General features: G+C 64.8%; 11 protein-coding genes and 1 pseudogene. 6 read left to right on the top strand and 6 right to left on the bottom strand.

Going from position 1 to position 13,376, the window contains the following annotated elements; all coding sequences use genetic code 11:
• The 4 genes from gspK to SB822_RS09575 are packed head-to-tail and all read left to right on the top strand — an operon-like array spanning window position 1 to window position 3,805.
• On the top strand, window positions 1–1,098 hold the full coding sequence (gene gspK, locus SB822_RS09590) for a type II secretion system minor pseudopilin GspK (RefSeq protein ID WP_090834760.1): 1,098 nt from the start codon (window positions 1–3) through the stop codon (window positions 1,096–1,098).
• Between the two features lie 28 nt (window positions 1,099–1,126).
• A complete protein-coding gene (gene gspL, locus SB822_RS09585; RefSeq protein ID WP_090834762.1) occupies window positions 1,127–2,503 on the top strand; it encodes a type II secretion system protein GspL in 1,377 nt (458 codons plus the stop codon).
• A complete protein-coding gene (gene gspM / locus SB822_RS09580; RefSeq protein ID WP_090835022.1) occupies window positions 2,500–3,003 on the top strand; it encodes a type II secretion system protein GspM in 504 nt (167 codons plus the stop codon). Before gspL ends, gspM begins: the two co-directional genes overlap by 4 nt.
• A gap of 22 nt (window positions 3,004–3,025) precedes the next feature.
• A complete protein-coding gene (locus SB822_RS09575) occupies window positions 3,026–3,805 on the top strand; it encodes a type II secretion system protein N (protein ID WP_090834766.1) in 780 nt (259 codons plus the stop codon).
• Window positions 3,806–3,886: 81 nt separating this feature from the next.
• Here SB822_RS09575 and SB822_RS09570 read toward each other — a convergent pair whose 3' ends face one another.
• On the bottom strand, window positions 3,887–5,479 hold the full coding sequence (locus SB822_RS09570) for an efflux transporter outer membrane subunit (protein ID WP_090834771.1): 1,593 nt from the start codon (window positions 5,477–5,479) through the stop codon (window positions 3,887–3,889).
• A 317-nt stretch (window positions 5,480–5,796) separates the two neighbouring features.
• On the opposite strand from SB822_RS09570, the pseudogene SB822_RS09565 reads away from it, so the two are divergent.
• Window positions 5,797–7,092: pseudogene (locus SB822_RS09565) on the top strand (DHA2 family efflux MFS transporter permease subunit); the annotation flags it as partial.
• 28 nt (window positions 7,093–7,120) lie between these two features.
• Here SB822_RS09565 and SB822_RS09560 read toward each other — a convergent pair.
• The 5 genes from SB822_RS09560 to ada form a co-directional block, all read right to left on the bottom strand.
• Entirely contained in the window at window positions 7,121–7,678 is a 558-nt protein-coding gene (locus SB822_RS09560; protein ID WP_244212210.1) for an OmpA family protein, read from the bottom strand.
• Between the two features lie 267 nt (window positions 7,679–7,945).
• Window positions 7,946–8,434, bottom strand: coding sequence for a hypothetical protein (locus SB822_RS09555; protein ID WP_090834775.1), 489 nt, complete (start codon window positions 8,432–8,434; stop codon window positions 7,946–7,948).
• Between the two features lie 229 nt (window positions 8,435–8,663).
• The gene (gshA, locus tag SB822_RS09550) at window positions 8,664–10,277 is read right to left on the bottom strand and encodes a glutamate--cysteine ligase (protein ID WP_410854540.1); all 1,614 of its coding nucleotides are present in this window, start codon (window positions 10,275–10,277) and stop codon (window positions 8,664–8,666) included.
• A 249-nt stretch (window positions 10,278–10,526) separates the two neighbouring features.
• Complete coding sequence (locus SB822_RS09545; RefSeq protein WP_410854539.1) at window positions 10,527–11,450, bottom strand: DNA-3-methyladenine glycosylase family protein; 924 nt, start codon at window positions 11,448–11,450, stop codon at window positions 10,527–10,529.
• Window positions 11,447–12,577, bottom strand: coding sequence for a bifunctional DNA-binding transcriptional regulator/O6-methylguanine-DNA methyltransferase Ada (ada, locus tag SB822_RS09540; RefSeq protein ID WP_410854538.1), 1,131 nt, complete (start codon window positions 12,575–12,577; stop codon window positions 11,447–11,449). Before ada ends, SB822_RS09545 begins: the two co-directional genes overlap by 4 nt.
• Before the next feature lie 366 nt (window positions 12,578–12,943).
• Between ada and SB822_RS09535 the strand changes: the two genes are divergently transcribed.
• A complete protein-coding gene (locus SB822_RS09535) occupies window positions 12,944–13,357 on the top strand; it encodes a VOC family protein (RefSeq protein WP_042305057.1) in 414 nt (137 codons plus the stop codon).
• Window positions 13,358–13,376: the final 19 nt, after the last annotated feature.

Below are 13,376 nucleotides of genomic sequence, written 5' to 3'. Positions count from 1 at the left end.
TTGATCAAGCGCTTTCGCCCTGCCCGTTCGAAATCTGCGGCTCAACGCGGCGCTGCCATCATCAGCGCGCTGCTGGTGGTCGCGCTGTCTGCGATTCTTGTTTCCGGCATGCTCTGGCGGGAACAGGTGCAGATCCGGCGCATCGAGAATCAACGGCTGCTGGCGCAGGCGCAGTGGGTGTCGCGCGGCGCGCTCGACTGGACGCGGCTCATTCTTCGTTCCGAAGGCGATACGTCGGCGGGAATCACGTATCTCGGCGGCGTCTGGGGCGTGCCGATCGCGCGCACGCGCCTGTCCGATTTTCTCGGGCAGATCGGCGAGGTGCGCGCACAGGAAGGCGGGGCGACCTATATCTCCGGTTCGATCGAAGATGCGCAGGCCAAATTCAATCTGCGCAACCTCGTTTCGACGGCGGTGCCGGGCGCACTGACGCTGAACATCCAGCAGGTTCAGTCGTTCCAGCGCTTGTTGCAGCTGCTCGGCATCAACGGGCAACTGGCCAAGAACACGGCGCTGCAATTGCGCGCGGGACTGCGGCAATCGGCGACCCGTTTCCAGACGGCGGCCAATCCCACTACCCTCGATCCCACGCAGATGCAAGGCGGCGCGGCGGGCGGCGGCAACTACACCGATCAACCCGGTCTGGAAGACGCCGATGAAAACGCGCCCGTCGCGCCGCTTCAGATGACGGGCGTCGACTCGCTGCTCGACGTGCCCGGCTTCACGCCGGAGATGATCGCGCGGCTGCGCCCGTTCGTGACCGTGCTGCCGACGACCACGCCCGTCAACATGAACACCGCGCCCGCCGAAGTGGTCGCGGCTGTCGTGCCGGGTATGAATCTGTCGAATGCGCAGGCGTTCGTCGCGCGGCGCGAGACCGTGTTCTTCCACAACGTCGGCGATGTGCAGCTCGCGTTGCGCGGCGCGGGCGTCCAGCAGCTCGTGTTCGATCCGAACCAGCTCGACGTGAACACCAGCTATTTCCTGATTCATGGACGCGTCGAGCACGAGCGCGCCGAAGTCGATCGCACCACCCTCGTCTATCGCGACGCGCTGACGCATACGACGCGTATCGTATGGGGACGAGACCAACTATGAACAACGCAATTTCTCGAGAGAGTGGCCTTTGAGCACGCTGATCGTTCTTCTGCCGCCGCGTGATCCGGCGGTGCCGTCGCAGGAATGGCAACTGCCGGAGCTGCCGTTTCTGCTGCTCGACAAATCGGGGCGCACCCAGCGCGCCGGCCGCTCGGCGCCCGGTTTGCTGCCGCGCGCAAGCTCGACCGTGCTGATGCTCGCCGCGCGCGACTGCCTGATGCTCGCTACGGCCGTGCCGCCGCTGAAGGGGCCACGCTTGCGTCAGGCGCTGCCGAACGTCGTCGAAGATCAGCTGATCCAGGACGCGCAGACCACGCACATCGCGCTCGATCCACAGCCGCTCGCCGGCAATCGCCACGTGCTCGCGATCGTCGATCGTGGCTGGTTCCGCTATATCGTCGAGACGTTTGCAGCGGCGGGTCATCGCAATCTGAAGGCGGTGCCTGTTACGCGTTGTTTGCCGCAACCCGTCGCCGCGGTGATGGCGGCTGAAGTGCATGCGGAAGAAGTCGTGGCCGCTGGTGCCGATTCTGCGCCGCCGCACGTCGAACCGGCCGTCTCGGGCCTCACGCCCGTCGTTGCGGCCGTGCTGGGCCATGTCGTGCCGTCGACGGCCGCCATGCTCGGCGAAGGCGCCGTCGATGCCGCACCGCCGCGCGTCGAGCTTGCGCTCGTGCGCGGTCCGCTCGGCGAAGGGCTGGCCGTCCCGGAATCGGCCGTCGGCACGACGGTGGCGGCGCTCGCGGGCAATGCGCCCGTCACGTTGTACACGCTCGTCGATTTGCCTGGCAGCGAGCCGCGCATTGCGTCGGTGGCGCAATCGGGACGTCACACGTCGATTGCGGGCGCGCTGCCGCTGTCGTTCGAAACGCTCGCGCGCAACGCGATCCAGTGCCGCTTCGATCTCGCGCAGTTCGAATTTGCCGTGCAGCCGTGGCGTCTCGATCGCGCTACGCTACGCCGCCTGCGCTTGCCACTGTGGCTGCTGCTGGGCACGGTGCTCGTCGCAATCATCGGCGCGAACGTGCAGTGGCTGATGCTGTCGCGCCAGCGCGATGCGATCAGCGCGCAGATGACCGAGCTGCTGCTCAACACCTTTCCGAAGACGACGGTCGTGCTCGACGCGCCCGATCAGATGGCGCGTCAGTTGCAGCAATTGCGCGTCGCCGCGGGCGAACTGTCGCCGGACGATTTCCTGTCCTTGGCGGATGGGCTCGCGCGCTCGCTGGGTCCGATTCCCGTCAACGGCCTGGCCGCGCTGGACTACCACGACCGGCGGGTCGACGTGACGTTCAAACCCGAGATCAAGGTCGATCCCGACTTCCAGCAGCGTCTGACGCGCAATGGCCTGACGGGCGCGATCGACAGCAACACCGGCAAGTGGACGATCAGGAACGGACAATGAAAGCAGAACTGTTGAACACGTGGGCCGGATTCTGGGATGCCCGCACGCCGCGCGAAAAGGCGCTTTTGACGTGGGGTGGCGCGGTGCTGGCCGTCGTCATCATCTGGTCGGTGCTGTGGGCGCCAGCGCAGGAAGGGCGCGCACGGTTGCATGAATCGATCCCGGGCCTGCAACGGCAGCTTTCGCAGATGACCGCGCAGGCGAACGAGGCGCGCGCGCTGTCGGCGGCGGCGCAGGGTGTGGCGCCGACGGGCGGCGCGCTGAAGGATGCGCTGACGGCGTCGCTGAACGACCACGGCCTCGCACCGACGCAGGTACAGGTGCTCGGCAACGCAGTGCAGATCCAGTTGAAGAACGCGTCGTTTCCCGCGTGGACCGAATGGCTCGACGACGCGCGCAAGCAGTTCAAGGTGCAGGTGTCCGAGGCGCATGTCACGGGGTTGAAGCAGGACGGGCAGGTCGATCTGACGGCATCGCTGCAACCGGCAACGATCAAATGACGGCACAGCCACGGGATCACGCATGAGTTTCTGGATGCGGCGATTACGCGCCGCGCTGCCCTGGATCGCCGTCGCGCTGATCGCGAACGTCGTGGTGCTGCTCGTGATGGCGCCCGCCGCCTGGGTCACGCCGCAGTTCGCGAAGGCCACGCAAGGGCATGTCAATCTCGTCGAGCCGTCAGGTTCGCTGTGGCACGGATCGGCGTCGCTGATGCTCGCCGCCGGGCCGGGCGCAGAAAGCGCGACGCTGCTACCGGGGCGCATCGAATGGCGCACGTCGTTCTGGCCGCTGTTAACGGGCCGCGTGCGGATGCAGATGCTGCAAAGCCAGGCGATGCACGACCCCGTCACGGTCGATGCAACGATGCGCAGCGCGACGCTGTCGGGCGGCACGATCGCCGTGCCTGCGTCGTTGCTCGCGGGCCTCGGTGCGCCGTTCAACACGCTCGATCTGCAAGGCGACGTGCGGCTGACGTGGACCGACTGGCGTAGCTTCAATCGCCAGGCATTCGGTCAGTTGATCGTGACGCTGAACGACATGAGCTCGCGCGTGTCGCGCGTGAAGCCGCTCGGGTCGTATCGCGTGGTGTTTCAGGCGCAGGGTGGATCGGGCACGCTCGATCTGTCGACGACGAAGGGGCCGCTGCTGCTGAACGGTCACGGCACGCTCAGCGAGGCCTCAACGTCGTTCATGGGCACGGCGAGCACGACGCCCGACTCCGTCGACAATCTCGCCGGTCTTCTGAATCTGCTCGGACGCCCGACTGGGCCTGGACAGGTCGCGCTGACCTTCGTCCACTGATCTTTTCGCTTCTTGCCTGCAGAAAACACAACGGCCGCCATGTCTGCGCATGGCGGCCGTTTGCGTTGGTGGATTTGCCGTTTAGCCCGCTGAGGTGGACGATTTCGCAACGGGCGCGACAGGCGCGGACGCGGGCACAGGCGCTGCGACATCGCCCGTCTCGCGATTCATCTGCTCGACTTCCCAGCCGCCGCCGAGCGCCTTGACGAGCCCGACCGACGACACCATCCGCTGCCCCGCGATGCTCGCCAGCTTCTGCTCGGCGGTGAACGCGGTGGTCTGCGCGGTCAGCACGTTCAGATAGTCGACGGTGCCCGATTTGTACTGGTTCGTGACGATTTCGAGCGCCTGCTGCGCGGACTGGACGGCCTGCTGCTGCACCGTGACTTCCTGCTCGAGGATGCGCAGCGAAGCAAGGTTGTCCTCGACGTCCTGGAACGCCGTCAGCACGGCTAGCCGGTAGGTGGCGACGTCCTGGTCATAGGTGGCGCGTGCGGCGTCCGTCTGCGCCTTGCGGAGACCCGCGTCGAAGATGGTCTGGGCGAGCGAGGGTCCAAGCGTCCAGAAGCGCGACGGCATTTGCAGCAACTGCGAGAACACCGAGCTTTCGAAGCCGCCGCTGGCCGACAGCGTCAGCGTCGGGAAGAACGCAGAAATCGCGACCCCGATTTGCTCGTTCGCCGCCGCCGCTTTGCGCTCGGCCGATGCGATATCCGGGCGCCGTTCGAGCAACGCCGACGGCAGTTGCGCGGGCGTGGCGGGCGGCACGGCATCGAGCGGCGCGGGCGGCAGCGAGAACGCGGAAGCCGGTTCGCCGACCAGCACGGCGATCGCGTGCTCGTTTTGCGCGCGCGCGACGCCGTTGTCGATGGCGGCAGCCTGCGCCGTTTGCAGCTGCGTTTGCGCCTGAATCACATCCGAGCGGGCGGCGACGCCCTGCGCGTAGCGGTTCTGCGTGAGCGTGAGCGAGCGCTGGTAGGCGGCGACGGTATCGTCGAGCAGCTTTTGCTGCGCGTCGAGCAAACGGATGTTGAAGTAGGTTTGCGCGAGCGTCGCCTGCGCCGAGAGGCGCGCGTTCGCCAGATCGGCGGCGGCGGCCTGCTGGCCCGCCTGCTGGCTCGCGACGGTGCGGCTCACCTTGCCCCAGAGGTCGGGTTCCCAGGTGGCGTCGAGCGACAGGCTGTAGCTGTTGCTGATCGTGCCGGAACTGCTCAGCGACGACGTCGTGCCGCCGCCCCCGCCCGTTACCGAGCCGCTGAAGCTGCGGCTCGGCGTGCGCGAGCGCGACGCGCTCGCCCCTGCGCTGATCACCGGGAAGTACGCCGCGCGCGCCTCGCCAACCAGCGCGCGCGCCTGCCGGTAGGCGGCGGCGAACTGCGCGACGGTCTGGTTCGACGCGTTGAGCTTGTCTTCGAGCGCGCTAAGCTGTGGATCGTTGTAGATGACCCACCACGCGCCGCGGTCTTGCTGGTCGGCGGGCTGCGCGACTTTCCAGCCGTCGGCGGCTTCCTTGTACGAGGCCGGAATGTCTACCGACGGCCGCTTGTAATCGGGACCGACCGCACAGCCGGCCAGCGCGAACGCCAGCGCGGCGCAAATGCCGATGTTCAGGACGCGTTGCCCCACGACGTTCGCGACCGAGGCGCGTGCGCGCGAAGTTCGATCAAACTGCATGCAAATGAATTCCTGTCGATTCGGAAAGCGTCATGCGCCGAGGCGAAATGCGGAGCGGCTGCTCGCGCGATGGACGGCGCGTGCTCGCGATGGCTCGAATGGTAGCGCACGCATTGCCCGGCAATGAAATCGAAAGAGTAATGCCGCCCGCGCCCCATGTGTGTTACCGACGGTGAGGCGACGGTTACGCGCTGTTACGGCGCTATTTGTGCGAGTGCCATGCTGCAGGGTGGAAAAGCAAAGGCCGCCCTACGACGGCCTTTATCCCGAAGCGATGTGCGAGTCGCTTAGACGCGCGGATCGGCGGTGGTTTGCCGCTCGCGCGGAGGGTCGGCGAAGTCCGGCTGTTCACGCTGTCGGTGCTGCTCTTTACCATCGCGTCCGCGGCTTGCGGCTTCGCGCACAATTTCGAGTCGCTGATCGCGTTCCGTCTGCTTCAGGGGCTGGTTTCCGGTCCGATGGTGCCGCTTTCGCAGACGATTCTGATGCGCTCCTACCCGCTCGAGAAACGCGGCCTCGCGCTCGGCTTATGGGCAATGACCGTGATCGTCGCGCCGATTTTCGGTCCCGTGATGGGCGGCTGGATCACCGACAACTACACCTGGCCATGGATCTTCTACATCAATCTGCCGATTGGCCTCTTCTCGGCGGCGTGCTCGTACTTTCTGCTGCGCGGACGCGAAACGCAGACGACGAAACAGCGCATCGACGGCATCGGTCTCGGACTGCTGGTGATCGGCGTGTCATGCCTGCAGATGATGCTCGACCTCGGCAAGGACCGCGACTGGTTCAGCTCGACGTTCATCGTCGCGCTCGCGATCATTGCGGTGACGTCGCTCGCGTTCATGATCGTGTGGGAGATGACGGAGAAAGAAACCGTCGTCGACCTGTCGCTCTTCAAAGACCGCAACTTCGCACTGGGCGCGCTGATCATCTCGTTCGGCTTTATGGCATTCTTCGGCTCCGTCGTGATTTTTCCGCTCTGGCTGCAGACGGTGATGGGCTACACGGCGGGAAAAGCGGGGCTCGCGACCGCGCCCGTCGGACTGCTCGCGCTCGTGCTGTCGCCGATGATCGGGCGCAACATGCATCGGCTCAATTTGCGGATCGTCGCGAGCTTCGCGTTCGTCGTGTTTGCGATCGTGTCGTTGTGGAACTCGACGTTCACGCTCGATGCACCGTTCAATCAGGTGATTCTGCCGCGTCTCGTGCAGGGCATCGGCGTGGCCTGCTTCTTCGTGCCGATGGCGACTATCACGCTGTCCAGCATTTCGGATGAACGGCTGGCAAGCGCATCTGGGTTATCGAATTTTCTGCGCACACTGTCAGGCGCAATCGGCACGGCGGCCAGCACGACGTATTGGGAAAACGACGCGATCTATCACCACGCGGTGTTGTCGGAATCGGTGAGCACCTATTCGGCGAATACGACGTCTTATAGCGATCTGCTGACGACGCTGGGTTTCAAGGGACAGGCGGTGACGGCGCAACTGAACGAGATCGTCACGCAACAGGGCTACATGATGGCGACCAACGATTTCTTCCGCATCTCGTGTGCGGGCTTCGTGGTGCTTGCGTGTCTCGTGTGGGTTACGAAGCCCAAAAAGGGCGCGGCGGCTCCCGATGCTTCAACGAGAGAGATTACTTGCCGTCGACCTGGATCTCGACGCGGCGGTTCTTCGCGCGGCCGATAGCCGTCGTGTTCGGCGCGACGGGCGATGCGCTGCCGTAGCCTTCCACATCCCACTTCGAAGCACGCAGGCCAGCCGTTGCCAGATAGCTCTGCACCGAACGCGCACGTGCTGCCGAAAGACGGTTGTTCAGTTCGGCCGAACCCGTCGAATCGGTATAGCCGGCGATCGTCATACGTTCGATATCAACACCCTGGTTGGCCGCGACGAAATCATCGAGCTTCGCTGTCGCGATAGGCGTCAGCGTCGCGCTGCCGACGGCGAACGTCGCGTCGCCTTGCAACGTGATCTTGCGCTGCGGTGCGTGCCGGACAGGGGCGGGAGCGGGCGCAACAACGGGCGCTACGACGACCGGCGCCGGCTGGACAGGTTGCTCGACAACGGGCGTCGCGCACTGGAACGTGATTTCATTCGGATCGTTTTCCGACTTGAGATCCGACGTGATGTGATCGACCGACGAAACACGCACAGCCGGCTTGTCGCCGCAGATGCGCTTTACTTCGGCCATGCAGGTCTTGGAGCTTTCAAGCAAACCGAGACATTGGACGCGATACGCTTGAGTACCGTTGGCCAAAGTCACGACATCGGTGTTGTGGGCAGGCCCGGAATAGGATGTGCATCCCGCGATGCCGGCGACGCAAGCGATCGCCGTCGAGATACGAAAGAACATGAGACTTCTCGCAGAAGAAATTAGAGTTACGAGACGATAGGGGCTGCGGGTCTCTACTCCAATCGGAGAAGTCTTAATCAAAAATTTGCTTCGATTTGATTCGTCCTACTGTGAAACGGGTTCGCCCGTCGGCGACGAGACCGATTGACCACTCGATCCGCCCGACTGTCCGGATTGCAATGGCGTCGCCACATTCGCCGCGCCGCCGCGCACGAACTGCTTGAAGTCGGCGCCCGCTTCCCACGGGTTCGGCTTGCATCCGAGTGAGCTATCGCAATGCGCGGCAAAACCGATCGTCGATGTGCCGTCGTTGTTCGGTGTCTTCGTGATTTCGAATGAGAGATCGCGCTTGCCGCCATCCGGCCCCGCTGTCTGGATCAGCGTATCGGTCGCGGTGGCGACCTCATAACGGGAATGCGTCGTGACCCACGTGCGCGCGCGCTGCCACCACGCGTCGCATTGACTCTTGCTGTCGCAGGTCAGCGGCGCGGTCGCGATCTGCATCACATCGGGATTGACCTGCCCTCGCGTCGAGCAACCGGCGGCTGACACGCAAACCGCGACCCAAAGCGCGGCTATCAGACCTTTGTTCATAACCCGGATTCCTCCCTCACCCATGTCGGAGCGGCGAAGCGTTGCGTTATACAGGCTTGGACCGCGACGTTGCCGACGCGTTTCATACCGCGCGCATGAAGTCAGAGCGACGTTCGGGCACCGCGAGATCTATTGCAGCAATTTCCGTCCCCGGCTTGCGCACCATGAAAAAGGGCAGCACGAAGCTGCCCTCATCAGATGCGAGTCGCGGACGCGATGGCGTACCAGACTAAACGCTGAAGCGGTTCAACGTATAAGCGCGATACGCGGCAACGAACGCGTCGAATGAACCCACTTCTTCGCGCTCCAGCTTGGCCTGTTCGGCGAGCGATTGCGTTGCGAGCGCAGCGAACTCCTGCGTTTGCGCTGCATCCAGCGGACGCGCGCGGAAATGCTCCGCGTGCGCGACGCTCTGCGCGAGACCGAAGTCGAGGAAGCTCTGCTGCTTGTCGCGCATGATCTGCAGCACGCGGGCCGACGGCGTCAACGACGCGTCCGCGAGCTTCGCGCGTTGTGTCGCGACCGAGCGCGCGTGGCTGTCGTCGCCGCGAATCGAATCGAGCACGGCGGCTGCGTGATCGATTTTCGCGAGCAATTCATTGGCCCAGTCGAGCATCTTGACGGGTTGTCCGTCGCGCACCAGTTCGAGGCCGGGCTTGCGCCCTTCCATCGTCACGCGGCCGAAGTTCTGGTTTGCTTCCGTATAGGCCGGCGGCGGCAGCGGCGCGCTTTCGTCGAGCGCGCACACGAGCAGATAGGCGTCGAGAAAACGCGCGGCTTCGAGCGAAATACCCGTCGGTTCGAACGGATCGATATCCATGCAGCGCACTTCGACATACTGGACGCCGCGCGCCGCAAGCGCATGCAACGGACGCTCGCCCGGATACGTGACGCGCTTCGGGCGGATCGTCGAGTAGAACTCGTTTTCGATCTGCAGCACGTTGGTGTTGATCTGCACCCATTCGCCGTCGCGCTGCGTGCCGATCGCCTCGTACTGCGGATACGGCTGGCTGACGGCTTTAGCGAGCGCGTCGAGGTAGCCGGGCAGCGTGTCGTAGTCGGCGTGCAGCGCGGCTTGCGCCGTCGTATTTGAATAGCCAAGATCGCTCATGCGCAGGCTCGTCGCGTACGGCCGATACAGCGTGTCGGCGTCGAACGTGTCGAGCGTGTGCGCACGGCCGCGCAGAAAGCGCCTGTCGAGCGCCGGCGACGCGCCGAACAGATACATCAGCAGCCAGCTCGTGCGGCGGAAATTACGGATCAGCGCGAGATAGCGGTCCGACTGGAAATCGACGGCATTGGCCGTGGATTGCTGGTCGGCATGCAGCAGCCGCCACACTTCTTCGTTCAACGAATAGTTGTAGTGGATGCCCGCGATACATTGCATCGTGCGTCCGTAGCGCAGCGCGAGTCCGACGCGGTACACGTACTTCAGCTTGCCGATATTCGACGTGCCATAGTCCGCGATCGGAATCTGATCGTCTTCGGGCAGAACGCCGGGCATCGAGTTGTTCCACAGCACCTCATCGCCGATGGCCGAATAAACGAAGCGATGCAGCGTGTCGAGACGCTCGAGCGTGGTCGCCGCGTCGTGCTCGGCGGACGTGATCAGTTCGAGAAGTGCTTCCGAATAGTCCGTGGTCAGCGAAGGATGGGTGAGCGCCGAGCCGAGCGCGCGCGGATGCGGCGCCATCGCGAGATGGCCGTCGGGCATGACGCGCAGGCTTTCCTTTTCGATGCCGCGCAAACCGGTCGTCAGCGCGTCGCGCTGCGGGCCGGATGTCAGCACGGACAGGCGGTGCAGCAGCGCGTCGGTCGTGCGGGAGGGTGTCGTGTTTGGCATTGATGCGGGTCGAACAGGGTCGGCCGCCGTGCGCCGCACGGTGCTGCTCGGCGCGGTCGACCGTGTTCGGCGGAATTTTCAGTAGCGGGCACTTTAACATCTCGCCAGAACGGCTGCTTGGCGTTGCCTCAGGCCGCTCCCGCGCCGCTTGCAAGCGGGCTTCGGGCGCCTGCTGCGCGTCTTCTCACTCTACGCCGCGCAGGGCCGCGAAGTCGATCGACGACGTTCGCCGATATGTGCGGAAGGCCGCTAGCCGCCGCGTGCGGCGCCCGCCCGATCGGCGACTTCATTCCACAGATGCATCGCCGCATAGGCACGCCACGGCCGCCACGCGTCAGTGCGCGCGCGCTGCTGGTTGGGACGCACGAGCGCCGGATCGCGCGCTGCGATGGCCTGCATCAGCACGAGGTCCCACGCGGGCCACGCGTCGGCGTCCCGCCAGGCGCGCATCGCGACGTATTCGACGGTCCAGGGACCGATTCCGGGCAGCGCGAGCAACGACGCGCGCAACTGCGCAAGATCGAAGGACGCGCTGCCGATGCTGTCGATCGGCACGTCTCCGTCCGCCACGGCTCGCGCGAAGCCTTGCAAAGCGTCGATACGCTTGCCGGGCATGCCGATCTGCGCGAGATCGACGGCGGCGAGCGCGGCGGGCGTCGGGAAACGCCACGCTGTGCTCTCGTGCGGATGACCGTCGATACGCTCGCCAGCGCGTTGCACGATCCGTCCGATGATCGTCGTCGCGGCCTTCACGCTGACCTGCTGGCCAACGATGGCCCGCACGACGAGCTCGAACCCGGACCACGCACCGGGCACGCGCAGGCCTGGCGCCGCGGCCACCAGCGGCGCGAGCCAGGGATCGCCGGCGAGGCTTGCGCCGATCGCCTTTGGATCCGCTTGCAAATCGAACATGCGCGCGATCGGCGCAGCGAGGGCGTCCGCGTGACGGCTCGCTGCGCCGTCGATGGTCGCGACGATGCAATGTCTGCGCGGATGCTTGCGGACGTTGAGCGTGCCGCTGTCGCCGTTCCAGCCGATCGCGCGACGCCATAGGCCGTCTTCGACGGCTTCGACGCCCGGCGTCGCGCGTCCTCCGAAGAAGCGGAGGACGCGCGGCCAGTCATAGGGAGCTTTGAACGGGAGTTCGAGTGTTGCGGTCGGCGTGGGGCTCAAGCGGCGTGATCCATGTCGGCGGTGGGATGAGTGGCCTCGGCGGCGTCGCGCGATTCACGGTGTGTCTCGGTATCGAGCAGCACGGCCTTGCGCGCGACACCCCAGCGATAGCCCGCCAGCGCGCCGTCCTTGTGCACAACGCGGTGGCAAGGTATCGCGAGCGCGACAGGGTTCGATCCGCATGCATTGGCGACGGCCCGCACTGCGCGCGGCGAACCGACGGCTTCGGCAATCTGCGAATAGCTGCGCGTCTCGCCGTACGGGATGCGGCGCAGCGCTTCCCACACGCGCTGCTGGAACGCCGTGGCGGCGATATCGAGCGGCAGATCGAAACGCTGACGCGTGCCGCGCAAATAACCGTCGATCTGCTCGATGAAAGGCGCGAGCCGTTTCGGATCGTCGATCAGTTCCGCGCTCGCGAATTCGTTGCGCAGATCATCGACGAGCAACGCTTCATCGTCGCCGAAGGCGATCTTGCAGATGCCCTTGTCGGTCGTCGCGACCAGCACGAGGCCGAGCGAAGTCTGCGCGCTCGCGTAGCGGACGCGCAGCCCCGCGCCTTTGCGCCGATATTCGGACGGCGCCATGCCCAGCTCTGCGGCGGCCGTATCGTACATCCGGGACGGCGAGCCGAAGCCCGCGTCGACGGTGGCGCGGGTCACGTCCGCGCCCCGTTGCAGCGCGTCGCGCAATGCCGCGCCGCGCTGGGCCGCCTGATATTGCCGCGGCGACACGCCGACTACGCGCTTGAAAAGCCGCTGCAGGTGAAACGGGCTGACATGCACCGCGTCGCTCAGTTGCGCGAGCGTGAGGCGTTGCTGCGGGTCTGCGTCGAGCGCGGCGCATGCGCGGTTCACGATCTCGAGTTCGCGCGGCAGGCCGCCCGGCTGGCAGCGCTTGCATTCTCGATAGCCGGCAGCGCGCGCTTCGTCGGTTGAAGCGAAGAAGTCGACATTCTCGCGGCGCGGCAGGCGTGAGGCGCACGACGGACGGCAGAACACACCCGTCGTCCGGACGCCGTAGAAGAAGGCACCGTCGGCGGACATGTCGCGTTTCAGGACGGCTGTCCAGCGCTCGTCGTCGTTGACGAACGTGGCGGGCGTTGCTTGGGAGATGGCTGTGTTCATCGTTTGCCCCGGGGACGGTTTTGATGCTTACCACTTTAGCGGGCAGGTTCTCACAGTACGCTCCGCTTCTTGCGGTGTCATTTGGGCCGCGCGGCGAGGTAGATTTTCCCAAATATCGGGAGAATCTGCCCCTTTAAAAAGTTGGGGTTTTCCCTTAAAAAGTTATTGCGTCGCATCAAGTCGGCGTGTATAGTGATTCTTGTCTCCTCCATGTCTCCTCCTGATATGGATTCAGCCCGCTCCAATCGAGCGGGCTTTTTTTTTGCCTCATCGCTTTGGTCTCCAGGCTGACTGGCCGCCATCTTCGCGCGCAATTCCTTCTACACTGGGCTCTTCACCGGAACCTCAGAGACGGGACGCCGCGCCATGAAATTCCAGATTCTCGATATCGATCACGTTGTCATCCGCGCTGCTAACCTCGACGCGATGACGCGCTTTTATCAGGACGTGCTCGGCTGCACGGTAGACAGGGAACAACTCGAAATCGGCCTGATCCAGTTGCGCGCGGGACGCTCGTTGATCGATCTGTTGCAGGTTGGCGGAAAGATCGACCGGCCGGAAAGTGGTGCGCCCGGCGCGGGGCGAAACATGGATCACGTTTGCCTGCGCGTCGAACCCTTCGACGCCGACGCGCTGAAGACATGGTTCGCCGCGCATGACGTGCGCATCGGTGAAGAGGCGCAACGTTACGGTGCGGATGGTTATGGACCGTCGCTGTATCTGTTCGATCCGGAGGGCAATATGGTCGAACTCAAAGGCCCACCGGCTGGTAAGCCATAATTGCCAGGCTCATTTTTTG

This window comes from Paraburkholderia sp. SIMBA_054, assembly GCF_046534875.1.
Lineage (GTDB): Bacteria > Pseudomonadota > Gammaproteobacteria > Burkholderiales > Burkholderiaceae > Paraburkholderia > Paraburkholderia hospita.
This window is presented reverse-complemented; position numbering and strand designations above follow the sequence as displayed.